This is a genomic window from Novosphingobium sp. SG720 (genome assembly GCF_012275365.1).
GTDB lineage: Bacteria > Pseudomonadota > Alphaproteobacteria > Sphingomonadales > Sphingomonadaceae > Novosphingobium > Novosphingobium rhizosphaerae.
Genome location: NZ_JAAZQN010000001.1, coordinates 866,106 through 889,439, shown reverse-complemented (window position 1 = coordinate 889,439; position 23,334 = coordinate 866,106). Strand labels below are relative to the sequence as shown.

General features: G+C 65.1%; 20 protein-coding genes. 8 read left to right on the top strand and 12 right to left on the bottom strand.

All coding sequences use genetic code 11. The annotated features are described in order from the left end of the window. Nucleotides 1–102 precede the first annotated feature (102 nt). Nucleotides 103–948 (top strand): beta-etherase, encoded by an 846-nt coding sequence (locus tag FHW94_RS04005; protein WP_168554449.1) that lies wholly within the window; start codon nt 103–105, stop codon nt 946–948. Between the two features lie 16 nt (nt 949–964). Here FHW94_RS04005 and FHW94_RS04000 read toward each other — a convergent pair whose 3' ends face one another. Beyond that, nucleotides 965–1,240, bottom strand: coding sequence for a UvrB/UvrC motif-containing protein (locus FHW94_RS04000; protein ID WP_168554448.1), 276 nt, complete (start codon nt 1,238–1,240; stop codon nt 965–967). A 207-nt stretch (nt 1,241–1,447) separates the two neighbouring features. Between FHW94_RS04000 and FHW94_RS03995 the strand changes: the two genes are divergently transcribed. The 3 genes from FHW94_RS03995 to FHW94_RS03985 all read left to right on the top strand — a co-directional run bounded on the left by FHW94_RS03995 (nt 1,448) and on the right by FHW94_RS03985 (nt 4,742). Continuing rightward, complete coding sequence (locus tag FHW94_RS03995; protein ID WP_168554447.1) at nt 1,448–2,992, top strand: amidase; 1,545 nt, start codon at nt 1,448–1,450, stop codon at nt 2,990–2,992. A 72-nt stretch (nt 2,993–3,064) separates the two neighbouring features. Next, nucleotides 3,065–3,913 (top strand): transporter, encoded by an 849-nt coding sequence (locus tag FHW94_RS03990; RefSeq protein WP_168554446.1) that lies wholly within the window; start codon nt 3,065–3,067, stop codon nt 3,911–3,913. A 574-nt stretch (nt 3,914–4,487) separates the two neighbouring features. Then, nucleotides 4,488–4,742, top strand: a complete 255-nt coding sequence (locus tag FHW94_RS03985) for a hypothetical protein (RefSeq protein ID WP_168554445.1) — start codon at nt 4,488–4,490, stop codon at nt 4,740–4,742. Between the two features lie 398 nt (nt 4,743–5,140). Here FHW94_RS03985 and FHW94_RS03980 read toward each other — a convergent pair whose 3' ends face one another. The 4 genes from FHW94_RS03980 to FHW94_RS03965 all read right to left on the bottom strand — a co-directional run bounded on the left by FHW94_RS03980 (nt 5,141) and on the right by FHW94_RS03965 (nt 8,441). Continuing rightward, the gene (locus tag FHW94_RS03980; RefSeq protein ID WP_168554444.1) at nt 5,141–5,902 is read right to left on the bottom strand and encodes an IclR family transcriptional regulator; all 762 of its coding nucleotides are present in this window, start codon (nt 5,900–5,902) and stop codon (nt 5,141–5,143) included. Between the two features lie 89 nt (nt 5,903–5,991). Next, complete coding sequence (locus FHW94_RS03975; protein ID WP_349237433.1) at nt 5,992–6,390, bottom strand: nuclear transport factor 2 family protein; 399 nt, start codon at nt 6,388–6,390, stop codon at nt 5,992–5,994. After that, a complete protein-coding gene (locus FHW94_RS03970; RefSeq protein WP_168554443.1) occupies nt 6,387–7,520 on the bottom strand; it encodes a cobalamin-independent methionine synthase II family protein in 1,134 nt (377 codons plus the stop codon). Before FHW94_RS03970 ends, FHW94_RS03975 begins: the two co-directional genes overlap by 4 nt. A 72-nt stretch (nt 7,521–7,592) precedes the next feature. Continuing rightward, a complete protein-coding gene (locus FHW94_RS03965) occupies nt 7,593–8,441 on the bottom strand; it encodes a helix-turn-helix domain-containing protein (protein WP_168554442.1) in 849 nt (282 codons plus the stop codon). Between the two features lie 122 nt (nt 8,442–8,563). Here FHW94_RS03965 and pobA point away from each other — a divergent pair, with 122 nt between their 5' ends. Then, complete coding sequence (pobA, locus tag FHW94_RS03960; RefSeq protein WP_168554441.1) at nt 8,564–9,733, top strand: 4-hydroxybenzoate 3-monooxygenase; 1,170 nt, start codon at nt 8,564–8,566, stop codon at nt 9,731–9,733. A 174-nt stretch (nt 9,734–9,907) separates the two neighbouring features. Beyond that, complete coding sequence (locus FHW94_RS03955) at nt 9,908–10,579, top strand: response regulator transcription factor (protein WP_168554440.1); 672 nt, start codon at nt 9,908–9,910, stop codon at nt 10,577–10,579. A 136-nt stretch (nt 10,580–10,715) separates the two neighbouring features. On the opposite strand, the gene FHW94_RS03950 is transcribed toward FHW94_RS03955, so the two are convergent. Further along, nucleotides 10,716–13,265 (bottom strand): TonB-dependent receptor, encoded by a 2,550-nt coding sequence (locus FHW94_RS03950; protein ID WP_168554439.1) that lies wholly within the window; start codon nt 13,263–13,265, stop codon nt 10,716–10,718. Nucleotides 13,266–13,395: 130 nt separating this feature from the next. Then, entirely contained in the window at nt 13,396–14,997 is a 1,602-nt protein-coding gene (locus FHW94_RS03945; protein WP_168554438.1) for a sulfotransferase, read from the bottom strand. A 71-nt stretch (nt 14,998–15,068) separates the two neighbouring features. Between FHW94_RS03945 and FHW94_RS03940 the strand changes: the two genes are divergently transcribed. After that, entirely contained in the window at nt 15,069–16,388 is a 1,320-nt protein-coding gene (locus tag FHW94_RS03940; RefSeq protein WP_168554437.1) for an amino acid permease, read from the top strand. A gap of 92 nt (nt 16,389–16,480) precedes the next feature. Here FHW94_RS03940 and FHW94_RS03935 read toward each other — a convergent pair whose 3' ends face one another. Together FHW94_RS03935 and FHW94_RS03930 are read right to left on the bottom strand one after the other, a co-directional pair. After that, the gene (locus tag FHW94_RS03935; protein WP_168554436.1) at nt 16,481–18,091 is read right to left on the bottom strand and encodes an NAD(P)/FAD-dependent oxidoreductase; all 1,611 of its coding nucleotides are present in this window, start codon (nt 18,089–18,091) and stop codon (nt 16,481–16,483) included. Between the two features lie 142 nt (nt 18,092–18,233). Continuing rightward, nucleotides 18,234–19,418, bottom strand: a complete 1,185-nt coding sequence (locus tag FHW94_RS03930; protein WP_168555454.1) for an aromatic ring-hydroxylating dioxygenase subunit alpha — start codon at nt 19,416–19,418, stop codon at nt 18,234–18,236. Nucleotides 19,419–19,518: 100 nt separating this feature from the next. Between FHW94_RS03930 and betI the strand changes: the two genes are divergently transcribed. Then, the gene (gene betI / locus FHW94_RS03925; protein WP_168554435.1) at nt 19,519–20,190 is read left to right on the top strand and encodes a transcriptional regulator BetI; all 672 of its coding nucleotides are present in this window, start codon (nt 19,519–19,521) and stop codon (nt 20,188–20,190) included. Nucleotides 20,191–20,481: 291 nt separating this feature from the next. On the opposite strand, the gene FHW94_RS03920 is transcribed toward betI, so the two are convergent. From FHW94_RS03920 to FHW94_RS03910, 3 genes are all read right to left on the bottom strand, one after another. Further along, on the bottom strand, nt 20,482–20,817 hold the full coding sequence (locus FHW94_RS03920) for a hypothetical protein (RefSeq protein ID WP_168554434.1): 336 nt from the start codon (nt 20,815–20,817) through the stop codon (nt 20,482–20,484). Nucleotides 20,818–20,915: 98 nt separating this feature from the next. Then, nucleotides 20,916–22,325 (bottom strand): M20/M25/M40 family metallo-hydrolase, encoded by a 1,410-nt coding sequence (locus FHW94_RS03915; RefSeq protein WP_246865870.1) that lies wholly within the window; start codon nt 22,323–22,325, stop codon nt 20,916–20,918. Nucleotides 22,326–22,463: 138 nt separating this feature from the next. Beyond that, nucleotides 22,464–23,315, bottom strand: coding sequence for a p-hydroxycinnamoyl CoA hydratase/lyase (locus FHW94_RS03910; RefSeq protein ID WP_168554433.1), 852 nt, complete (start codon nt 23,313–23,315; stop codon nt 22,464–22,466). Nucleotides 23,316–23,334 lie beyond the last annotated feature (19 nt).

The window sequence follows — 23,334 nt, the reverse complement described above, 5'->3', positions numbered from 1 at the left end:
CTTCTCCCGACGAAGGCCGGCGCTTTCTGTTTGCGCAGATATTTTGTTTGCCTCGCTAACAATTCATGGCATGATCGCGGCAACAAAGGAGAGGATGCCGCCATGGCAAAAGACAACAAGATCACCTTTTACGACTTGGCCATTTCCACCGGCGCAACGATCAGTCCGTTCGTGTGGGCGACCAAATATGCGTTGAAGCACAAGGGTTTCGATCTTGATGTGGTGCCCGGCGGGTTTACCGGCATCCTGGAGCGCACCGGCGGGCAGACCGAGCGGCTGCCGGCCATCGTCGATGATGGCAAGTGGGTGCTCGATAGCTGGGGCATCGTCGAATACCTGGATGCCACCTATCCCGATCGCCCCGCGCTGATCCCGCATGAAAGCGTGGCGGCCACGCTCAAGGCGCTGGACCACTGGTTCTGGGCCAACGCCGTCGGCCCGTGGATGCGCTGCTTCTGCGCGGACTATCGCGATCTGTCGCTGCCGCAGGACCACGAATACATCACCCATTCGCGCGAAAAGATGCTGGGCCGCAAGCTGGAGGATATCCAGGCCGGCCGCGAGGATCGCTTGGCCGCCATTTCCGCCGCGCTCGAACCGCTGCGCTCCACGCTGTCGCAGCACCAGTGGCTGGGCGGGGCCACGCCCAACTATGCCGACTACCGCATCCTGGGCGGCTTCCTGTTCACGTCGTCGGTGTGCAAGACGCCGGTGCTGGTGGAAGACGATCCGCTGCGCGGCTGGCTTGATCGCTGCCTTGATCTCTACGGTGGCCTCGGCCGCCATCCCGGCCTGTTCCCGCTGTTCGGCCTCAAGGAGCGCGAGGGCGACGTGCCCGCGTTCAACCGCGCGGCCGGCCTTGGCGGCATCTACAAGCGCAACACCGGCCCTGCTTCCACCCAGGCCGAGACGCAGAAGATCACCCAGGGGATGAAGCAGCCGGCCTGACCGGCGGCCACCGCCCTCACCGCTTGCGCTTCGTCCCCCGGGTCATCAGATCGGGCTTGGGGGGCGGGCGCCAGCCGGGTGGCGGCGTCATGGCTTGCTGGCTGGTGCCCAGGCCCATGGCGCCGGGCACCTGGCGGGTCAGCCCCGCCGTATCCGATTTTGCCGCCTGTTCCGCACTCGCCCCGCCCCGCATCAGCGTGATCCTGTCGCGCAGGCGCCCTGCTTCCTCGAAATCGAGCGCAGCAACGGCGGCTTCCATCCGCGCGGTGAGGGACTGGATCGTGTCGGCCATGATGGCACAATGCGCGAGATGGGCGGATAGTGCCAGTGGCGGCAGCGGGTGGGGTGTGCCAGAGTGCTTGGCGTGAGGCCTCGCACCACTCCCAACCCCCTCCTCTAAAGAAGAGGGGGCTAATCCAATACTCCCCCTCCTCTTCAGAGGAGGGGGTCGGGGGGTGGTGCAAGGCCATAAACGACGCCGAAGGGAACCCCGCCCGCCATGCGCCTGCCTTTGCTGCTTACAACCGCCCTGCTCGCCGCCACCCCGGCCCATGCGTATGACGTGGCGGAAAAGTCGGTCGATGCACCGCGCGCCGATCTTGATGCCGGGCGCGTCACTTCGGCAGAGCTGGTGGCCGCCTATGAAGCGCGCATCGCGAGGATCGACCCCACGCTGCACGCGGTGATCGCGCTCAATCCGCGCGCGCTGGAGCAGGCCCGCGCGGCCGACGTGGCGCGCAAGGCCAGGGCCACGCATCTGCCGCTCGATGGCATTCCGATCCTGATCAAGGACAATATCGAAAGCGCCGATCCCGTGGCGACCACCGCCGGCAGCCTGGCGCTGGCAAACAACGTGACCGGCCGCGATGCCCCGCTGGTGGCGCGTCTGCGCGCGGCGGGCGCGATCATCCTGGGCAAGACCAACCTTTCCGAATGGGCCAATATCCGATCGAACCATTCGATCAGCGGGTGGAGCGCCACGGGCGGCCAGGCGCGCAATCCCTATGATCCGCGCCGCAGCACCTGCGGATCGAGCGCCGGTTCGGGCGCGGCCGCCGCCGCCAGTTTCGCCGCAGCGGCCGTGGGCACCGAAACCGATGGGTCGATCACCTGCCCTTCGGCGGTCAACGGGCTGGTCGGGTTCAAGCCCACCGTCGGCCTCGTCTCGCGCACCCATGTCGTGCCGATCAGCCATAGCCAGGATACGCCCGGCCCGATGGCGCGCAGCGTGCGCGATGCCGCGCTGCTGCTGGGCGCCATGGCCGGCGGCGATCCGGCCGACCCGGCCACGGCCCGCGCCGATGCGCTGGGCCACGATTTCACCGCCGCGCTTTCCGCCAATGCCCTGAAAGGCGCGCGCATCGGCGTGATGCGCTTTGCCGCCGGCTTCCACCCCGAAACCGATGCCGTGTTCGAACGGGCGCTGGCCACCCTGCGCGCTGCCGGCGCCACGCTGGTGGAGATCAAGGCACCCCCGCCCGCCACGGCCGGCGTGGGGGAGCGCGAGCAACTGGTGCTGTCCACCGAACTCAAGGCGGACCTCGCCACCTATCTCGCTTCCACCGATCCGGCCAAAGTGCCCAGCCGCACGCTGGCAGACCTGATCGCGTTCAACCAGGCCCATGCAGCGCAGGAAATGGCGCTGTTCGGGCAGGACTTCTTCGAAGACGCCGACAAGACCAAGGGCCTGGCCGACCCCGCCTATGTCACCGCCGCCGCAGAGGCGCGGCGCATGGCGGGGCCCGAGGGGATCGACCGCATGCTGGCCGACAACAAGGTGACCGCGCTGGTTGCCCCCACGCTCGGGCCGGCCTGGCTGATCGACCCGGTGCTGAAAGACAATTTCGTGGGTGGCGGCGCGGGTGGCCTGCCGGCGGTGGCCGGCTATCCGCACCTCACCGTGCCGATGGGCGAGGTTTCCGGCCTGCCCGTGGGCCTTTCGATCATCGGCACCGCGTGGGACGATGCGCGCGTGCTCGCCTATGGCTATGCCTTTGAACAAGAGAGCCATGCGCGGCGCGCGCCGGTGCTGACGCCACGCTGAGCCGCGCGTCCGCGCCGGGGGAACCGGCCCGATAGGCGCACGTTGCCCCCCGTATCACCAAGGGGCAAAGCCATGAGAGCAATGATCATCGCGGCGCTGGCGCTGGCTGCCACGCCGGCGGCGGCACAGGACACCGGCACGCCCGACGAAGTGGCCCAGGACAGCACCCACCACCCTGCCCCGCGCGACTTGTGCAGCGACCGGCCGGGCCTCGACACCCCCGCCTGCACCGTCGATCCCGGTCGCGTCCAGGTTGAAATCGGGCTGGGCGACTGGACGCTGGACAAGGAAGCGGACCAGCGCACCGACACGATCGAAAGCGGCGACGTGCTGGTGCGCATGGGCGTGACCCCCACCACCGAAGTGCGGCTCGGCTGGACCGCCTATGGCCACGTGCGCACCCGCGATGTGCCATCGGGCACGATCGACACCGCACAGGGCGTGGGCGACGTGACCCTGGGCGTAAAGCAGAACCTGCGCCACCCCGCCGAAGGCAAAACCGGCCTCGCCGTGGCCGTGCTGCCCTTCGTCACCTTGCCGACCGGCCATAGCGAAGTGGGCGCGGGCGACTGGGGCGCCGGGCTGATCGTGCCGACGAGCTACAAGATCGACGACACCGTCTCGCTGGAACTCTCCCCCGAAGTGGACGCCGCCGTGAACGAAAGCGGCCAAGGCCGCCACCTCGCCTATGGTGCCGCAATGGGCGTGCAGGTGCACCTGTCGAAAGCCACCCGCCTGACCCCGGAACTGCAATTCCTGCGCGACCAGGACCCGTCGAGGCATGCAACGATGAGCCGCGCGGCGCTCTCGTTCGATGTGCAGCCGGCGAAGATGCTGCAACTGGATGTGCAGGCGGTGGCGGGGTTGAACCGCGATACGCCGGATGTGGAGGTGGGGTTTGGGGTTACGCGGAAGTTTTGAGTGGGCGGGGAATTGTGGTGAGACGGCAGAAATGCAGCCAGGCAGATAGGGAAGCCTGGCCTATAGTTAGCTGCATTAAGACAGGAATTGGGCACACTCTCCCCGAATCCCCTGCCTCCGGAATTCCCGACGAAATGGCTAGGCGATTCGGCGGGGACGGAGCGGTATGGCCTCGTGCCAATTTGATCATATCGAGAACACTGCTTAAAAATGCCTAAAATTTAGGCAACAGCAGCAACCTTAGAAAAGCTGCAACGGAGAGAGAGCGTTTAAACACCCTTGAGAAGCCCTTAAGAAGCCTCTGAGAGGGGTTTAAGAGATTTTGGCTACCCGGACACACTGGACGAGTTATCCACGCTGTCGCGCCCGCGCTGAGGCAAAGAATGCTTGCAAAGTAGCGTTAAAATGGAGTAAAACACAAATGAGCCAGCAAGGACGGCTATCCCTGCTGGCTCGATGTTATGTGCAAACTGTCCGGAAGACTGTTTACGTTCGTGATCACGTGCGCCTTTTCTAAGCACTCGTGCCCAGTCCGTCAACAGTTTTCCGGGCCTTGATATAAGGCTATGAAACTATGAGTAGCGTTCAGTTTGCTCGCATTCGCGAGCAGGGCATCACATTCTGCGTGGTGGTGGTCAAGGACAGCGTCATTGACGATCAATTCGAGCGCGACAGTGCCGTCGCATATTGGTCGAGGCAGTTTGGCTGCGTCACCGTTCTCCTCGGCGCAAACCGACATCGCTATTACGGACGCACTGACATCGTTCGGTTCATGAGCAATGTTGCGTTAGATCGTATTCCTTGGCGCACGACCCAAATCGCAGCCTGACAAAGAAAGCGAGGATCGGCGCATGGCTGTCACTCGGTCATGTTCCGACCCAATAACAGGCTTCAATAATATTCGACTAGGAAAAAATTATGTCAAAGGCGCCAACACGGCAAACGTCCAGCAAGGTATCGACAATTGCGTCTGGCATTCTGTCAGGAAAAATAGCTCGACCGACAATCGCCCAGATCAAAAGCGTTGCAGCATCTGCCTTGAGCCAAGACCAAACCAAGGGACAGAAAAAGTCCTAACACTCGTCCCGTTGGCGCGAGGTGTATTTGCGTCGCGCCAACGGCGCTGAAGCGTTCAGATTAGTCGTAACAGGTGAAAGACCGTCGACTTTCACCTGCCACTAGGGGAAGTGAGGAAGGCAACCTTGTTGGCGCCCCCCGCCCCTACCCTCACCCCACCGCCCCAGCCGCCCGCTTGAGCGCACTGCGCACCCGCGCAGCCAGCGCAGCATCAAAGCGCACTTCCGGCACGGCCACGCTCAGCACGCCGACCATCTGCCCGCCCACGCGCACCGGCACGGCGGTGCCGCAGATGCCCAGGGTGGCTTCGTGGCAGGCGGTGGCGATGCCTTCGGCGCGGATGCGGGTAAGGTCGGCGCGCAGGTCTTCGTCGCGCACGCGGGTGTGTTCGGTCATGGCCGTGCGGGTGCTTTCCGCGAAGTAGCGGTGCAGGTCTGCTTCCGAGAGATAGGCGAGGATCACTTTGCCGGCGGCGAGGCAGTGCAGCGGGCGGCGGGCGCCGGGTTCGATGGCGTAGCGCAGGGTCTGGTCGCTGGCTTCGGTCACCACGGCTTCCACGTCCCACCCCACGCGGACCATGAAGCTGGCGGTTTCGTTAAGTTCGGCCTTGAGCGCGCGGACCAGCGGAGCCACGCGGTCGGCCAGGGGCAAGGCCGCCGGGGCCACCCGCAGGCGCTCCAGCCCCGGCCCGGGCAGATAGCGCCGCCCGTCCCGCGCCAGGTATTGCCGCTCCACCAGGGTGGCGAGCAGGTAGGACAGGCTCGACACCGGAATGCCCAGCGCCTGCGCCACATCCTGCGCCACCACGCCGCCGGCATGGGCCACGACGAATTCGATCACGTCGAGCGTGCGCAGCGCCGACTTGACCGGGCCGGTCTTGGCCGAAGCGGGAGCAGAGGGAGCGGAGGCCATGGGTGTCTTGTCCTTATTGCGGGCGGTGGTGTTAGGGTTCCACCCCCCCCCAACCCCCTCCTCTGAAGAGGAGGGGGCTATTTGTCTGGTCAGGTTTGGAAGAGGAGAGTGCCGCGCCGTTCGGCAAAGCGCCAGCCTTGCGCCGTGCGCACGAAGCGATCGTGGAACGAGCCGACCAGCGGCGCCGGGCCTCCGTTGAACAGCAGCATCGCGCTGGTGCCGCGGGCGGCGTCGGCGCTTTCCACGTCGATCACCACGTTGCTGCACACATGGCGCGTGGTGCGCGGCGGGCGCGACTGGAACGCGGCGAGGATCGCCTCGCGCCCCACGATCGGCGCATCGGGCGCGGTGGGGCGGGTCATCAGGCCATCGGCGGCATAGAGGGCGGCGACGTCTTCCCAGCGCGCTGCATCGTTCAAGTTGGCATAGAGCGCGATCAGGCGCGCGCAGTCCGCCTCGATCGCGCGGCGTTCGTCTTCGTTAATCACAGGCGCGCTCCGGCGATGTCGGCGCCTTCGCGCAGGGCCTTGAGCTTGCGCCAGGTGACGATGGGATCGATCTTGCCATAGCCGGCAAAGGTGCCGAACCCGCAATCGGTGCTGGCCACCACGCGGTCTGCGCCCACGATGCCGGCAAAGCGTTCCACCCGCTGCGCGATCAGTTCGGGATGCTCGATATAGTTGGAGCAGGTGTCGATCAGGCCGGGCGCGAGGATCTTGGTATCGGGCAGCTTCGCATCGGCCCAGACTTTCCATTCATGCTCGTGCCGGGGATTGGCCGCCTCGAACAGCACGGTGGAAGGCCGCGCGCCGATGACGATGTCGATCACGCGTTCGAGCGGAATGTCGTGATCGTGCGGGCCTTCGTAATTGCCCCAGCACACGTGCATGCGCATCTTTTCGGGCGGGATGTTGGCCGTGGCGGCGTTGAGCGCCTCTACGTTGGCGGCGGCCACTTTCAGGAATTCCGCCTCGCTCAGGTCCTGGTAGCCGGTGTGGCGCGACATCGCGAGATCGGGGCAATCGAGTTGCAGGAAGAACCCGGCGTTCACGATCGTCTCGTATTCCTCGCGCATGGCATCGGCGAGGTCCGCCAGATAGGCTTCGTGGCTGGGATAGTGACGGTTGACCTGGAACGCGGTGATCAGCCCCGGCGAGGCGGCGTTCATGAAGGCCTGCGTTTCGGACGCCGCATGCTCGTCGAGCGCGGCGCGGAAGCGGCGGATATCGTCATGCAGCGGTTCGAGCGTGACCAGCTTGACCGGCCCGATGCACGAGGCGCGCACGAACTCCTGGCTGCCCATGATCGCGGAAAGCTTCTTGGCGAGGTTCGGCACTTCGGCCAGGTCCGCCGCCGGCTTGCGGTCGATATGCCCGCCAAAGCCCGAGAGGCGCTCGATCATGTAGGTGGAATAGCCGACCTTGCCCAGCTCGCCATCGCTGACGATGGACACGCCCGCGTCCACTTGCGCCTGCACGGCGGCCTTGACGGCGGCGCCCACCTTGGCATCGAATTCGTCCGCGTCATAAGGCTTGCCCGCATCACGCGCGAGCAACAGCGGCGTGAGTTCCTCGCCCCGCGGCAGGCTGCCGACATGGCTGGTCTTGATATGGGCCACAGGGCCTCTCCCTTGCGCAATTTCACACTTGTGAAGATTTCATAGCGGCTGGGCGGCCGCGTGCAAGCGCCATTACGCCGCCCCGGCGCGATCTTGTGCCGGGCGGCGGCCGGTGAGGCGCAAGTAGAAGCGGGAGAAGTACGAAGGGTCTTCGAAGCCGAGTTCGGCGGAAACCTGGGCGGCGGTGGCGTTGGTGTAGCGCAGCAGGCGATGCGCCTCGCGCGCCAGGCGGCGGTGGACGACGTCCATGGGCGAGCAGCCGAGGCGCGCGGCGGTGAGGCGTGAGAGCGTGCGCGGGGTGGTGCCCAGGGCCGAGGCGTAGAACGCCAGATTGCGGTGGCTGCGGAAATGGACTTCGACCAACTGTCGGAAGCGATCGAGCCGGGTGTCGGGCGCCGGGCCGGCGGCGGGCGCGGCCTGGGCGACGCAGCGGGCCAGGGTTTCGGCAAGCGCCAGCAGTAGCGGATCGGCCGTGGTGCGATCGGCCTGCAGCGCCAGCATTTCGGCCGCGAGCCAGGCGGCGCGGCGGGCCGGCTCGGCCGCGAGCGGGGCGGCCTGCCCCTGGGTGAGCGCGCGATGCAGCGGATCGGCCGCCGCCGGGGCGCGGGCCAGGAAATCGGCACCCAAGGTGACGACATGGCCCACCACATCGGCGGCAAAGCGAAAGCCGTGGACCACGCCGGCCGGGGCGATCACCGCCACGGGCCCGTCAAGCGCCTGTTCTGCACCGTCGAAGGTGATGCGCACTTGTCCGGTGTGCACCAGCAGCAATTGCACGAAATCGGCGTGGCGGTGCGGCCGGATTTCCCAATCGTGCAAGGAGGAACGCGCTGCGATCGTCTCGATATGGGCAAATCCGCTGGCAATTCCGGCCTGTTCCTCGCCATAGAGGGCATAGCTGGGGATGCTGCCTTGCGCCATCGACTTGTCCTGAAAGTGCCATCTTATGTCAGGCTGATGCCTTCCCGCACGGGCCGGCCAATGTCAAGAAAGGGCGTGAGCGGCGGCCATGACGGACGGGCCGCCCGAGGGAGAGAAAAGCGATGAAAACCCAAGTTGCCATCGTGGGCGCTGGCCCCGCCGGCCTGCTGCTGGGCCACCTGCTGCGCGCCGAAGGGATCGAGTGCGTGGTGGTGGAACGCCAGACCGGTGACTATGTGCTGGGCCGCATCCGCGCTGGCGTGCTGGAATCGATCACCGTCAACCTGATGGAGCGGCTGGGCCTGGATGCCCGCCTCAAGGCCGAAGGCCTGGTGGAAGAAGGGTTCAACCTGGCCGATGGCGAGCGCCTGATCCGCATCGACGTGGCCGGCCTCACCGGCCAGACCGTGACCGTCTATGGCCAGACCGAAGTGACGCGCGACCTGATGGATGCCGCACCCGAACGCGGGCTGCCGGTGCTTTATGGCGCAGGCGACGTGGCGCTGCACGACATCGAAAGCGATGCGCCCTACCTGACGTTTACCCATGAAGGCCGCGCAGAGCGGCTGGACGCGCGCTTCATCGTGGGCTGCGACGGCTTTCACGGCCCGTCGCGCAAGGCCATTCCCGCCAGCGTGGCGCGCGAATACGAGCGCGTCTATCCGTTCGGCTGGCTGGGCATCCTGGCCGACGTGCCGCCGTGCAACCACGAACTGATCTATGCCAACCACGAGCGCGGCTTTGCCCTCGCCTCGATGCGCAGCCACACCCGCAGCCGCTATTACGTGGACGTGCCGCTGACCGAAAAGATCGAGGACTGGAGCGACGAGCGCATCTGGGACGAACTGGCCATCCGCCTCGGCCCCGATGCAGCCGCGAACATCACGCGCGGACCCTCGATCGAAAAGTCGATCGCACCGCTGCGGTCCTACGTGTTCGAGCCGATGCGCCACGGCAGCCTGCTGCTGTGCGGCGATGCGGCCCATATCGTGCCGCCCACCGGCGCCAAGGGGCTGAACCTGGCAGCCAGCGACGTGCACTATGCCGCGCAGGCGCTGACCGGCTTTTTCAAGGCAAACGATGCCGACGCGATTGCCGGCTATGCCGCCAAGGCGCTGGCGCGGGTGTGGAAATCGGAACGCTTCAGCTGGACCCTGACCAAGCTGATGCACCGCTTCCCCGACGATGGCCCATTCGAGCGGGCGATGCAGGTGGCCGAACTGGATTACATCGCCACCAGCCGCGCCGCGCAGACCAGCATTGCCGAAAACTATGTGGGGCTTCCGGTTTGACCCCTTGGCCCTTTGACGAGCTTGGCAAGGGGGTGGGCGGGCCTCTCTCCCCCACCCCCTTGCCAGACGAGAAGCGAATTTTCCCCGCAATGTGACAATTCGCCAAGTATCGTCACAAGGCCGTCATAAAGCGCAGACACAAGGCGCCTGTTGTTTCCCCCAACAGGCAGGCCCATGCGCCAGATCGACATTCTGCTGACCAACCCGCTGGAAGGCGGCCACGACCCGTTTGCCCATGGCGACCTGAAAGTGGTGTTTCACCCCTGGCGTGGCGCGGGCCCCCTGCCCCTGCTCGACGGGCGGCCCTGGGCCTTCGTCGATTGGCTCCTGCCCGAACTTTCGGGCCTGGAACTGTGCCGGCGCCTGCGCTGCGACATGCAGACCGAAGCGGCCCATGTTACCATGGTGCTGGAAGAAGACGATCCCGAGGCCAAGCGCCGCGCCATGCGCGCCGGGGCGGATGATTACATCGTCGGGCCGATCGACCGTGGCACCGTGCTCGATCGCGTGCTTTCGGTGCAATTGCCCGAACGCGAAACCGTGGCCCGCACGCTGCGGCTGGGCGAATTGAGCCTGGACCTGACGGCGCTTCAGGCGCGGTGGAAGGACAAGGCCATCGCGCTGATGCCCAACGAACTGCGCCTGCTGCGCTACCTGATGGAGCAGCCGGGCCAGGTCTTTTCCCGCCAGCAACTGATCGCGGCACTGGGCAAACAGGGCCAGCCGATCGACGAGCGCACCGTTGACGCCTGGGTCAGCCGCCTGCGCCGCGCGCTGCGCGACGCCGGGGCCGGTTATCCGCTGCGCACGGTGCGCGCGCTGGGGTATGTGCTGGACAAGCCTTGATAACCAAAGATTTGTTCAAATCAGCTTCGTCGCCCCGGACTTGATCCGGGGTCCAGCTTAAGTTCGAGCGCCGCGCGTGGCTTCCACCACCCCCAAACCCCCTCCTCTGAAGAGGAGGGGGTTTTTTGTCAGCGGTTCAGAACTTGGCGCCGGCGCGGATGCCGATCGTGCGGGGCTGGTTGGGCACGATATAGACGCGGTTGTAGCAGCTGCCGCAGGCGACGTAGCGCGAGAGCTGGCCGCGTTCGTCAAAGGCGTTGGTGGCGAACAGCTCCAGCGAATACTTGTCCCACTCGCTGCCGATGGCAAAGTTGACCTGGGTAAAGGCTTCGATGCGGCCGAGCAGTTCGGCTGGATTGATGATGTTCCCTGTCCCAGTCTGCACGGCTGCGGTGCGCAAGTCGGACGCGGCCGAGCTTTGATAAGTGGCGTTGGCCTGGCCATAGACCTTGGCCGCGCCCACGGGCACGCTGTAGCGCAGCGTGCTCGCCAGCTTCCACTTGGGCGTGATCGGCAGGCGGGTGCCGGCCTTGGCGGCGACGAAATTGCCATCGCCGGTGCACTTGTAGGTCAGATCGTCCACCGCGCAGAGGTTCTTGCGCATCACCGCGTCGGTATAGGCGCCGCCGAAATTGAACGAGAACCCACCCTTGACCACATTGGCATCGAATTCCACGCCGCGAATGCGCGCATCGGGGCCATTGTGGATTTCGGTGAAGCTGTTGGCGCCCAGGTACGAGAACTGGAAGTTCTTCCAGTTCTGCTGGTAGACCGCCATGTTGAAGCGCAGCAGGCCATCGAACAGTGTGGTCTTGAGGCCCAGTTCGAAATTGGTGAGATAATCCGGCTTGTAGGCCGCCACATCCGCACGGCGGTTGATGCCGCCGGGGCGGAACCCGCGCGAGACGGTGGCATAGGCCGTCACGTCACGATCGGGCTTCCACGTCAGGTTGAAGCGATAGGTACCGCCATCGCCCTTGGCGCGCTTGGGCACCACGCCCCCGTTCACGTAATCGCCCAGGTTGGTGCACGGGCTACCACCCACGGCCGCCGGCAGCAGCGTGATGTTGGTTTCGCCCGCCAGCTGTGCATTGCGCAAGGTGAGCCCATCGGTGGTGTAGCAACCGGCGACCCCGGTGCGCGAGGAACCGGCCGCATTGGGCGGCGGATTGCCGTCAGCGCCCTGATAATAGGCCGGGTTGCGACCGAAGCCGAAGAAACCGATCAGCGAGTTGTCATACTTGAAATAGCGGCCGCCGGCCGTGGCGGTGAGGTTGGGCAGGATGTCGTAGCTCAATTCCCCGAACGCGGCGTAGTCCTTGTCCACGCGGTGCTGCTGGGTCAGCCACAGCGTGCCGGGCTTGCCGTTGACCGACAGCAGATCGGCCAGGCCCGCGACCTGGTAATCCTGGTGGATCAGGTTGGACTGACGCTGGTAGAACAGGCCACCGACGAAACGCAGCGGCTCGCTGGTGGGCGAAGCGATGCGCAGTTCGTGGCTCATCTTCTTGAAGTGATCCTGCCCGATCACCTGCTGGATCGGGGTGACCTGGTTGCCGGCATTGTCCTTGTAATAGAAATAGCCGGCGAGGCCGCCAACGCCCGAATAGAGCGAGTCATAGGCTTCGGCATAGTCGGTATAATCGCTCGACGAGAACGTCTTGCGATCGAGGTAGGCGCCGGCATAAGTGAGATCCCAGCTACCGATCTTGCCTTCGATGGTGAGCGAAGCCTGGGCAAAGATGTCGCGGCGATATTCGGGCAGGAAATGCTGCACCTGAAGATCGCCCAGGCTGGTGTCATAGCCGTAGGACCCGTGGCTGCGCGTATCCTGGTACATCACGCCGGGCGTGACGGTCCAGTTGTCGTCAAGGTCCACCTTGAGCAGGGCGCGGCCGCCGGCGATCTCGGTGTCGTTGTAGTTCTTCTTGACGTACTTGCTGTTGTTGATGGTGATGCCACCGGGCTTGGGCTCGAAGCTGCGCGTGCCCGCGACATTGTCGATATAGCCGGCATCCTTTTCATAGAAGCCGACGATGCGCAGCGCGGCCTTTTGCGACAGCGGGATGTTGACCATCCCTTCCACCTTGCCGCCGGTGCCGCCCTTGTGCACCTTGTTCACTTCCACATCCATGCGGCCGTAGTAGCCCGAGGTATCGGGCTTGTTGGTGATGATGCGGATCGTGCCGGCTTCGGACGAGGCGCCATAGAGCGTGCCCTGCGGCCCAGCCAGGCTTTCGATGCGGGCAATATCATAGACATGCACGTCAAGGTTGCCACCGATCGTGGTGACCGGCTGTTCGTCGAGATAGACGCCCACCGAGGGCAGCGACCCCGAGTGGTTGCCATCGCCGCCCGAGGCGACACCGCGCATGTAGATGATGTTGGTGCCCGGCGTGCCCGAGCTTTGCGCCACGACCGTGGGCAATTGCTGCGTATAGCCGTTGAAGTTCGACACGTTAAGCTGGTCGAGCTTTTGCGTGCCCAGGGCCTGGATCGAGATCGGCACGTTCTGGAGGTTTTCCGAACGCTTTTGCGCAGTGACGATGATCACGTTGCCGCCATCGGCCGCCTGCGGTTCAGCCTGAGGCGCAGCATCCTGCGCCATCGCGATGCTGGCCGGCGCCAGGAGCGCGGTGCTCGTCATCAGGAGAAACCGCGAGAGACCCGCCGTGGCAATACGCATGCTTGAACCCACCCTGTTGCAATTCTTGTGCGCAAGGGTGTGCGCCGCCGTGCGATATTGCGTCAAGCGGTTACAATCTTCACCAATCGATCACAGATGAGCGTGGCAGTTTTGCAACGCATTGCCGATGTCAGACAAAACCTTGCGGCGCATCGGGATAGGCATCGAGCACCGGGCCGAGCGCGGCCTTGAGCGGATCGAGCCAGGGTTCGAAGGCTTTCCAGCCTTGCGTGCCTTCGCGGAAAATCGGTTGGCGCACTTGTTCGGAACTGGCGGTGCGCACGGCGCGCTCGGTCTGGTAGAACGCCAGGCATGCCGCCTCGAACGGCAGGCCGCAGGCATCGAGCAGCGCCCGCACTTCGTTTTCGGTATCATCGACCATGCGTTCATAGATCACGCGATGGACCGCGCCCGGTTGCACCGCATCGACATGGGCCATGAGCCGGACATAGTCGGCATAATAGCGCCCCATGTCCGCCAGATCGTAGGTAAAGCCCTGCCCCCGCGCGAAATGCTGCTTGAAGTTGGAAAAGCAGCAGCCCAGCGGATGGCGCCGCGCATCGATGATCCGCGCGTTGGGCAGGATCAGGCGGATCAGCGGTACATGCACCCAGTTGTTGGGCATTTTGTCGATGAACAGCGGGCGTGCGGTGTGGCGCTGGATGCGCGTGGTGTGCAGATAGCTTTCGCCCATGCTGCGCAATTCTTCGGGCGAGAGGCCCGCCAGGCCGGCGGGGTAATCGGGCACCTTGCGGGCCAGTTGGGCGATGTCGGGCAGTTCACTGGTGCCTTCCACCTGGCTGTGGCTGGCCAGGATCTGTTCGACCAGGGTGGAGCCGGCGCGCGGCATGCCGAGGATGAAGATCGGATCGGGCGCGGCGCACCCTGCGCCGGCGCGTGCAGCAAACAGCGCCGGCGTGGCCGTGGCGATGATCGCATCGACGGTGGCGGTGGTTTCATCGGCCTTGTAGGGAATGCGGCGACGGCGCAGGGCATTGCCGGCGGCGTAGTGATCGAACGCGGCCTGGGCCTGCTTGCGATCCTCGAACGCCTTGCCCAGCGCGAAATCGAGATGCCAGCGGTCTTCGGCGCCAAGCGCGGGATCGGCCAGCGCCTGCTCCATCGCGGCGATATCTTCATCGGCAAAGCGCACGGTCTTGAGATTGGCGAGGCTCCACCACGCCTCGCCCAGCCCCGGCATCAGCGCGCTGGCGCGGCGATAGGCGGCAATGCCGTCGGCCTGGCGGCCCACGGTTTTCAGCATGTGGCCATAGCTCATCCAAACACGCGGCTGGTCGGGCGCCTGGGCCAGCACCTTTTCATAAAGCGCGAGCGCCGCATCGAAAGATCCGATGCGGCCATTGGCGGCAGCAGCCAGATTGGCGTGGCCGAGGTTTTCGGGGTCTTCCAGGGTGACTTGCTGCAACTGTTCCAGCGCCTCTGCCGCGCGGTTGGTGCGATAGAGCACCAGCGCCAGGTTGGCGCGCGCCGGGGTGAAAGCCGGGTCCAGCTCGATGGCGCGGCGCAACAGGTTTTCCGCGTCACCATAGCGGCCGATGCGCCCGGCCAGTTCGGCAAACAGGCGGATCGCGCGGGCATCGAACGGATCGTCCTTGAGCAGCGCGCGCAGCAAGGGTTCGGCGCGCGGCAGATCGTTGGCGTTCATCGCGGCGGCGGCAGCGACGAGGCGGGGATCGTAGGCGGGGCGCGAGGGCAGGGTCACGGTGGTCATCGCGCCACAACAAACATGGTGACGCCGCGCGATCAAGCGTTAGTCTTGTGCGATGCCAGGTGAACCAGGGGATGCGCCGCGTGAGTGATGCCAAAAGACGGGGCCTGGGTTTCTGGATGACGCTCGCCCTGGTGGTGGGCAACCTGATCGGATCGGGCATCTACCTGCTGCCGGCCACGCTGGCGCCGCTGGGCATCAACCAGTTGGCCGGCTGGGGCGTGACCATCGCCGGCTCGCTGTGCATGGCTTTCGTGTTTGCCCGGCTGGCCGCGCGCATGCCGGCGCAGGGCGGCCCGTTTGCCTATGTCATGCAAGGGTTCGGGCCGGGCGCGGGATTTGCCGCGGCCTGGGCCTATTGGACGATGCTGTGGTCAGGCAATGGCGCGGTGGCGGTGGCGGTGGTTTCCAACCTCAGCCTGCTTTATCCACCGCTGGGCAACACGCCGGGCGCGCCGGCGGCCCTTGCGGTGGGCGCGGTGTGGCTGCTGACGGCAATCAACATTCGCGGCGTGCGCAGCGCGGGCGATGTGCAGGTGATCACCACCGTGCTCAAGTTGCTACCGCTGGCGCTGCTGATCGGGCTGGCGCTGTGGCTGTGGCTATCGGGCGCGCCGCGCGTGGTGCAGCCCGCCCTGCCCCTGTCGCCCAGCCTGGTGGCGACCGCGGCCGGCCTGACGTTCTGGGGATTTCTCGGACTGGAATCGGCCACCGTGCCTTCGGACAAAGTGGAAAACGCCGCGCGCGTGGTGCCGCGCGCCACGTTGTGGGGCGTGGCCCTGGCCGGCGCGATCTACCTGGGCATCGCGCTGGCCTTTCGGGCCTATATGCCAGAAGCAGCGGCGGGCGCCTCCCCTTCCCCGGTGGCACAGTTCCTGGGATCGCGGCTGGGTGGGGACGTTTCGGGGATCGTCGCGGTGTTTGCCGCGATCAGCGCGTTCGGCACGCTCAACGGCTTTATCCTGGTGCAAGGCGAAGTGCCCTGGGCCATGGCGCGCGACGGGCTGTTTCCCGCATGGTTCGGCAAGGAAACCCGCGCCGGCACGCCGATCAACGCGCACCTCGTGTCCTCGGGGCTGCTCACCGTGATCACGCTGCTCAATTTCGGACGTGACATGGGCAACCTGTTCACCTTCATCGCCTCGATCAGCCTGGCCGCCGGCATGCTGACCTATGTGGCGACGATGGCAGCGGCAATGCGCCTGCTGCGTGATGAATGGGCGGTGGTGGTGGTGGCCATGCTGGCGGGCGCGTTCAACGCCTGGGCGCTGTGGGGCCTGGGGCTGGAAGCGATTGCCTATGGGCTGGTGCTGGTGGCGCTGGGGCTGCCTGTCTATCTGGCGGTGCGGTGGGGAAAGCACCGCACCGCAACCACTTCGTCACCCCGGACTTGATCCGGGGTTTGGCTTTTTTGAGGCGCTGCGCAAGGGCTTGCACCACCCCCAAACCCCTCCTCTGAAGAGGAGGGGGCTTTTTTGTTGCGCCCTTAGCGGTGCAGCATTTTCCACAGCAGCGAGCGGTCGCGGATGATTTCGGCCGCCGCGTTGTGGCCGGGGGCGCCAGTGACGCCGCCACCGGGGTGGGTGCCCGAACCGCACATGTAGAGACCCTTGATCGGCGCGCGATAGTCGCCGTGGCCGAGCACCGGGCGCGCGGCCCAAAGCTGTTCGAGGCTCATGCGGCCGTGGAAGATATCGCCGCCGATCAGGCCGAACTTGCGCTCCAGATCGAGCGGCGAATGGATCTGGCGGGCGATCACCGCGTTCTTGAAGTTGGGCGCATGCTCGGTGATCGTGTCGATCACGTGGTCGGCCACTTCTTCGCGCACGTCGTCCCAGCTGCGGCCGTCGGGCAGCTCCGGGCTGAACTGCTGGCAGAACAGGCTGGCCACGTGGGCGCCTTCGGGGGCCAGGGTCTTGTCCACGGTGCTGGGGATCTTGATTTCGACGATGGGCTTTTTCGACCAGCCGTGGACGCGCGCGTCGTCATAGGCCTGGTCCATATAGTCCATGCCCGGCGCGATGATGATGCCGGCGGTGTGGTGTTCGGCCTGGGCCTTGCCCGGCAGCACAGTGAAATCGGGCAGTTCCGACAGCGCCACATTCATGCGGAACGTGCCCGAGCCGGTCTTGTAGCCATCGATGGCCTGGGCGAAATCGGGCGCCAGGTCGCTGCGGTCCACCAGTTGCCGATAGAGCAGCGCGGGACCGACATTGGCAGCGATGATCGGGGCGTAGAGTTCCTCGCCGCCCGCCAGTTTGACGCCGGCCGCCTTACCGTTGTTGACCAGAACCTTGGCCACCGGGCTGTCCAGGCTGATTTCAACGCCGGCCAGTTCGCAGGCCTTGGCCATGGCCTGGGTGATCGCGCCCATGCCGCCCACCGCGTGGCCCCAGGCGCCGAGCTTGCCGTTCACTTCGCCGAACACATGGTGCAGCAGGACATAGGCAGAGCCAGGCGTGGAGACGCCGGCAAAGTTGCCCACCACCGCGTCGAAGCCGAAGGCGGACTTGACGTGATCGTCTTCGAACCAGGCGTCGAGGAATTCGCGCGCGGAGCGGGTGAAGATATTGAGCAGGTCGCGTTGCGCCGCCAGGTCCATCTTGGCGAGCGGCCAGCCCTGCTTGGCCGCCGCGGCCAGGGCATGGAGCCCGCCGCCGATGTTGGGCGGGCATTGCCGGGCCAGATCGCGCAGCACTTGCGCCAACTTTTCCAGCGCGGCGTCATAGCGCGGATAGGCGGCAGCATCCTTTTGCGAGAAGCGCGCGAATTCGGCTTGGGTGCGTTCCGCCCCGCCGCCGAGTTTCAAATAGGTGTCAGAAAAGGGGAAGAAGTTGCTGATCTGGCGTTCGAGCACACGATAGCCATGATCGGCCAGCTTCATGTCGGCGATCACTTTGGGCCGCAGCAGGCTGACGGTGTAGCTGGCGGTGGAATTGCGGAAGCCGGGGTGGAATTCCTCGGTCACGCAGGCGCCGCCCACGATGTCGCGCCGTTCCAGCACGCGCACTTTCATGCCGGCCTTGGCCAGATAGAACGCGCAGACCAGGCCGTTGTGGCCGCCGCCGATAATCAGCGCGTCGTAGCGGTTGCTCATCGTGTGGTTTCCTTCGTGGGATCGTAAAAGGGAATGCGTCTCTGCTTCGTCACCCCGGACTTGATCCGGGGTCCCGCTTGTTTGCCAGCGCCGTGCATGGGTTCAAGCGGGACCCTGGATCAAGTCCGGGGTGACGTTGGTGCTAACGTTTGCTCCAGCCCTCGGCCGGCTGGTGATGCAGCCTGGCCTCAGGGATCAAGGTGCGGATCTTGCGGGCAAAGCTGCGCAGGCACACTTCGCTGCGACCGATGGGGCCGGCGCCATAGCGGTGCGAGTGCATGCCTTGCTGCACGCGTTCGATCAGCCAGGTGTCTTCGCTGTTGACCACGCGGTTGATCCGCCAATTGGCATAGCGGACCAGCTTCATGGTGCGCTCCTGCCCCGGAGGCGTCATGCTGTCGGGCAGGCTGAACACCATTTCGCGCAAGGTGCAGGTGGTGGGCGATGTGGGCAGCCACTGCATGAAATCGACCTGGTCGGCATAGATGTCGAACGCCATGTTCGGCCAGAGCTTGTAATAGAGCCAGCGCCGCTGCGCCGCATCGGGCAAGTGCGGAACGCGCGGCAGGTGCGTTTGATAGAACCGCTCCCAGAAATGCGGGCTGGGCGCATCGACCAAATCGCCTTTCATGCGATCCACCCAGGGCTGCGCGGAAATCTCGTAGGACTTGCCGAAAATCCGGCTTAGCCCGTCGTGCGCCACGGGAATGTGCAAGTTGTCGGAATAATTGTCGCCGACGTTCTTCCAGTTCACCCCGCGGGGGCGCTCGCGCACATCGCCCATGCGGCGCATCTGGGCCAGGCGATAGGGCGCCACTTCGGCTTCATAGGGCGCCATCATTTCGGCCACGGAAGGAAAGCCGCGATCCTCCAGCCGGACGAAGACGAAGCCGTGCCACACTTCGAGGTCCACCGGGAACAGGCCGTTCTGCGCCAGATCGAGCGCAGGGTAATCGCGCTTCATCGGCACGCCGGTGAGCCGGCCATCGGCCTCATAGGTCCAGGCGTGATAGGGGCAGACCAGCTTGCGCGCGCAGCCCGCCGCGCCTTCCACCAGGCGCATGGCGCGGTGGCGGCACAGGTTGTGGAAGGCGCGCACTTGCCCATCCTCGCCGCGCACGACGATGACGTTTTCGCCGCAGTAGGACAGGCTGCGCCAGGCGCCGGGCTGATCGAGATCGCTTTCATGGCACACGATCTGCCACGAAGGGCGGATGATCCGCTCCATTTCCAACGCCGCGAATTCGGGATCGCGATAGATCCAGCCGGGCAGGCTCCAATCCGCATCCGGATCGGGCGTGCCCGCTTGACCAGCACATTGCGCCATCACCAAATGGCGGTGTTCATCAAGAGCAAGATCGGCCATGGGTGACTCCCCGCACATCGCCTTATTGGACGATCGTACAACAACTATCGGGAAGTGCAAGATGCAAGGTGCCGATGCCCGGACAGGGCGCTCGCCCCGTCCTCCGCAGGTTCGTGAAGCCGCGCCGCGCGGGGCCACGCGCCGACGCGCCGAACCCGATGCGCGGCGGCAGAGCCTGATCGAGGCGACGATGCGGGTGCTGGCGCGCGCCGGGGCCAATGGCGCGAGCGTGCGCGCGATTGCGCAGGAAGCCGGCGTTTCGCCGGGCCTGGTGGGGCATTACTTCACCGGGATCGATGCGCTGATCGCCGAAACCTATACCCACGTCGACGCCATGGTGACCCGCGCGCTGGACGCTGCCGTGGCGGCCGCCCCGCCCCAGCCCCGCGCCCGGCTGGAAGCCTTCGTCACGGCAAGCTTCACCGCGCCGATTGCCCAGCCCGCTCTGCTGGCCACGTGGATCGCGTTCTGGAGCCTCGTCACCAGCCAGCCGCAGATCGCCCGCCAGCACGACGACCAATACGCCGGCTATCGCGCCCGGCTGGAGCACTTGCTGCGCGAAGCCGGCGTGGCCGAGGCCGACTTGCGCCACGCCGCGATTGCGGTGACGGCGCTGGTCGATGGGCTGTGGCTGGAACTGTGCCTTTCGCCGCAGTGCTTTTCCGGCGAGGAAGCCGGCGCGATTGCGCGGCGGTTTCTGGGGACGGTTTGTGGGGATACGGTAGGCGAGTAAAGTCAGCCAACGCCCGATCGCTTTGTCGCCGATCGATCAACCCGGTTTCGGGATGGTTTCACACGAAGACACGAAGGCACAAAGAAGGTCGTTCTCTTTGTGGCTTCGTGTCTTCGTGTGGGATTTTTTGGTTGGCACGACTGGGAATGGCCCGTCACGATGGTGTGATGCACGGCCGCAAGCGGGACCCCGGATCAAGTCCGGGGTGACGTTAAATATCCGTGGTGTAATTACTTCTCCGTCACCCCGGACTTGATCCGGGGTCCCGCTTATTGTGACGATTCCAAGTTTTCACCAAAGCACGCTAAGTTGCTTGGTCAATCTGGCAATTCGCCGGGTTTGCTCGTGGTGAGGGAGATTGCGGCTCAATGCGCGCTGCCTTACTTCAATAGCCATCCTGCGTTTGTCTTTCCAAACTTGCAGGACGCGATGGGAACTAAATGCGCGATAGGTAGGTTGCCCGCCGTTGAGCAACACACGGCGCATCGCCCGAATTTGTGAAATGTGGCGCTGGGCGAACCAATGTGGATGCGGACCGTAGCGCTTCATCAATCGTGCGTAGATTGCCTGCCGGCTTGCGCGGTATTCTTTCCATTGGGGGTCTTGTTCGCGCAACATTGGGCTCATGCAAATCTTCCTCAGCGACTTCGTGGAGGAAGGCTATAGTAGCGCCTTGCCTCCACCACCCCCAAACCCCCTCCTCTGAAGAGGAGGGGGCTCATTCTTCATTTGGACAGGTCGGTGAAGAGGCTGGTGAAATAGACCACGCCCGGCGCAATGTTCGATAGGGGTACGCGCTCGTTGAGGCCATGGGCGAATTCTTCGCTGTCCTTGATCAGCACGGGGCTGGCGCCATAGGCATCCACGCCGTTGACGCGGTACCACATCGAGTCCGACGCTCCGGAGGCCTGGGCCGGGATCACGGCAATGCCGGGATAGGCCAGGTGAATGGCCTTGTTCGCCGCGTTGACGAAATCGGGGCGCATCGGGCTGGCGGGCGACGGGGTGGAGCCTTCGGTCACGTCGGTGAACTTCACCACCGGCATGTTCGCCACCTTGGCCAGCTCGGCCATGATATCTTCGCGCTTGTGGCCGGGGAAGATGCGGCAGTTGATATTGGCCGTGGCGCGTTGCGGCAGGGCGTTGAGCGCGTGACCGCCATTGACCATGGTGGGCACGCACGTGGTTTCGATGCGGCCGATGAATTCGGGCAAGCTGCGCAGCGTGGCAATGGCAGCGGCATCGGTGGGATCGGCGGCGAAGGCGCGCATGGCGCCGGCGACTTGCGGGTTGGGCGTGATCTTGGCCGCGCTTTCGAAGAACGCCTTGGTCAGCGGGCTTTGTTCGGGGGTGAAGTAATAGGCGCCGATCGCCACCAGCGCCTGGCTGAGCTGAACGATGGCGTTGTCCTTGCGCGGGGCCGAGCTGTGGCCGCCGGGATTGGTCACTTCCAGCTGGAAATCGGCATAGTTCTTTTCCGCGCCGTCCCAGGTCCAGGCGAGCGGCTTGGCGGTGTCTTCGGCCAGCATGCCGCCGCCGCCATCGACGTTGATGACCAGCCCCGCCTGCCCTTTCAGCCGTTCGGCGATCAGGCGGCTGGTCTTCATCGTGGTTTCTTCATCGCCCGAGAAAGCGATGATGATCGTGCGCTTGGGCTTGAACCCCTTGTGCCGCATTTCGATCAGGGTGGAGACGGCGAGCGCGGCGTTGAACTTCATGTCGAGCGCGCCGCGCCCGAACAGGTAGCCGTTTTCCACCACCGGCACGAAAGGATCGCGTTCCCAATCGGCGCGCTTGGCTTCCACCACGTCCATATGGCCCGACAGCACCAGCGGCTTGAGGCTGGGGTCGCTGCCTTTCCAGGTGGCGAGCAGGTAGGCGGTATCGTCTACCGGCACGATCTCAATGTCAGACGGTGCCCAGCCGGCCTTGACCAGCGTGTCGCGATAGAGCGCGGCAACCTTGGGCGTTTCGTTGCCCGGCCCCTGCACCGAGCGCATGGCGATGGTCTGCTTGGACAAGTCGAGCGTCTGGGCTTCCGCCTCGGCATGGCCGGAAGGGGCAGCCAGGGCGGGCGTGGCGACCAGGGCAGCGAGGGAAACCAGGGGCAACGTCAGTTTCATCGGCGGTGTCATGGGGGGGCACTCCTTTTCGCGCCGGAAACTGGTCCCGATTGGTTTCGCGCACAACCTCTTTTTGCGATGCCAGATGTGCAAAACCCCGGCGCCGCGAAGGCACCGGGGTCTGGCATTACGTCGCAAAGGAACGCGCGATCAGTCCTTGATCTTCGACGTGTCGAACGTGCCCAGGCCGGGCTTGAAGCTCTTTTCATCGAGGAACTGTCGCGTCGCTTCCTTGCGCGCGGCCACGCCGCCAAAGCTGTGCAGCGCTTCCTGGGCGCGGATCAGATAGTCTTCCGCGTTTTCATAGGTCATGTCGATCATGCGGCGCACGGCCCACTTGGTGGCGCGCAGGGCATGGCCGTCCTTCTTGAGCAGCGCTTCGGCAACGGCCTGGACGCGCGCCTTGAGCTGGTCATGCGGCACGGATTCGGTGACCAGACCCTGCGCGGCGGCCTGCTGGCCGGTGAGGTTTTCGCCCATCATCGCGTGGTACATCGCCTTGCGCAGCGGCATGAGATCGGCCGCCACCTTGGACGCGCCGCCGCCGGGCAGGATGCCCCAGTTGATTTCGGAAAGGCCGAACTGCGCATCATCCGAAGCCACGGCGATGTCGCACGCGTAGAGCGGGCCATAGCCGCCGCCAAAGCACCAGCCATTGACCATGGCGATGGTGGGCTTTTCATACCAGCGCAGGCGGTTCCACCAGCGATAGGCTTCGCGCTGCGCCTTGCGCACGGCCCACAGGCCCTGCGCTTCGGTTTCGCGGAAGTATTCCTTGAGATCCATGCCGGCCGACCAGGCATCGCCCTCGCCCGACAGAACCAGCACGCCCACGTCTTCGCGGAATTCCAGTTCCTCGATGACCTTGAGCATCTGGCGGTTGAGCTTGGGGCTCATGCAGTTGCGCTTTTCCGGGCGGTTGAAACGCACCCAGGCGATGCGGTTCTCGATCGTGACGGCAACGGTATCCTCTTCCGCGCGCACGGCCTGTTCTTCTGCCATGATATTGTCCTTTCGGTGT

Coding starts and splice junctions, on each gene's coding strand:
- FHW94_RS04005 (WP_168554449.1), top strand. CDS start 103: ATGGCAAAAGACAACAAGATCACCTTTTACGACTTGGCCATTTCCACC.
- FHW94_RS04000 (WP_168554448.1), bottom strand. CDS start 1,240: ATGGCCGACACGATCCAGTCCCTCACCGCGCGGATGGAAGCCGCCGTT.
- FHW94_RS03995 (WP_168554447.1), top strand. CDS start 1,448: ATGCGCCTGCCTTTGCTGCTTACAACCGCCCTGCTCGCCGCCACCCCG.
- FHW94_RS03990 (WP_168554446.1), top strand. CDS start 3,065: ATGAGAGCAATGATCATCGCGGCGCTGGCGCTGGCTGCCACGCCGGCG.
- FHW94_RS03985 (WP_168554445.1), top strand. CDS start 4,488: ATGAGTAGCGTTCAGTTTGCTCGCATTCGCGAGCAGGGCATCACATTC.
- FHW94_RS03980 (WP_168554444.1), bottom strand. CDS start 5,902: ATGGCCTCCGCTCCCTCTGCTCCCGCTTCGGCCAAGACCGGCCCGGTC.
- FHW94_RS03965 (WP_168554442.1), bottom strand. CDS start 8,441: ATGGCGCAAGGCAGCATCCCCAGCTATGCCCTCTATGGCGAGGAACAG.
- pobA (WP_168554441.1), top strand. CDS start 8,564: ATGAAAACCCAAGTTGCCATCGTGGGCGCTGGCCCCGCCGGCCTGCTG.
- FHW94_RS03955 (WP_168554440.1), top strand. CDS start 9,908: ATGCGCCAGATCGACATTCTGCTGACCAACCCGCTGGAAGGCGGCCAC.
- FHW94_RS03950 (WP_168554439.1), bottom strand. CDS start 13,265: ATGCGTATTGCCACGGCGGGTCTCTCGCGGTTTCTCCTGATGACGAGC.
- FHW94_RS03945 (WP_168554438.1), bottom strand. CDS start 14,997: ATGACCACCGTGACCCTGCCCTCGCGCCCCGCCTACGATCCCCGCCTC.
- FHW94_RS03940 (WP_168554437.1), top strand. CDS start 15,069: ATGCGCCGCGTGAGTGATGCCAAAAGACGGGGCCTGGGTTTCTGGATG.
- FHW94_RS03935 (WP_168554436.1), bottom strand. CDS start 18,091: ATGAGCAACCGCTACGACGCGCTGATTATCGGCGGCGGCCACAACGGC.
- FHW94_RS03930 (WP_168555454.1), bottom strand. CDS start 19,418: ATGGCGCAATGTGCTGGTCAAGCGGGCACGCCCGATCCGGATGCGGAT.
- betI (WP_168554435.1), top strand. CDS start 19,519: ATGCAAGGTGCCGATGCCCGGACAGGGCGCTCGCCCCGTCCTCCGCAG.
- FHW94_RS03920 (WP_168554434.1), bottom strand. CDS start 20,817: ATGAGCCCAATGTTGCGCGAACAAGACCCCCAATGGAAAGAATACCGC.
- FHW94_RS03915 (WP_246865870.1), bottom strand. CDS start 22,325: ATGACACCGCCGATGAAACTGACGTTGCCCCTGGTTTCCCTCGCTGCC.
- FHW94_RS03910 (WP_168554433.1), bottom strand. CDS start 23,315: ATGGCAGAAGAACAGGCCGTGCGCGCGGAAGAGGATACCGTTGCCGTC.